Source organism: Neisseria sp. P0022.S009 (assembly GCF_051956675.1).
In the GTDB taxonomy this organism is placed as follows: Bacteria; Pseudomonadota; Gammaproteobacteria; order Burkholderiales; family Neisseriaceae; genus Neisseria.
This window is the reverse complement of sequence record NZ_JBQCXE010000089.1, coordinates 1-429: the sequence shown is the minus strand read 5'-3', so window position 1 is coordinate 429 and position 429 is coordinate 1. Positions and strand designations below refer to the sequence as shown.

Annotated in this window: 1 protein-coding gene; it reads left to right on the top strand. The window is 40.8% G+C overall.

Annotated features, from left to right (window positions below; genetic code table 11):
• On the top strand, nucleotides 1-429 hold a 429-nt coding region (locus ACTHUG_RS11575; protein WP_440422315.1), incomplete at both ends, for a hypothetical protein.

Below are 429 nucleotides of genomic sequence, written 5' to 3'. Positions count from 1 at the left end.
CAGTAATGGAGCTAGCAGGACGTATCCCTAGTAAATTGGCTAACAAATATAAACTGTACCGCGCAGGTAAGTTATCTGCTACACAACTGGCAGCAGAAATAAAAAAACAAGCACCAATTGTTCCAAATGGAAAAGCATTTGATTTTACCAGTGGAACATTGATACCTAATCAAACCGTTAAGCTCACACAGGCACAGAATCTGTCCAATGGAACAACCCTGCCGGCAGGGACAATTGCACGACTAACAGGCAAGGGAGTGGAGGCAACTTTGCCCAATGGTAAAAATGTTAGTTATGCAGGGGTGACTGAACAAAGGGCGTTGCCTGCACCTCGTAAGTCTGATGTAAGCAAAAATACTGATAATAATAAAGTAGTTGATAATGGTAGGAAATCTAATTTTAATAAAACGCCTGATGATACAGATAAAG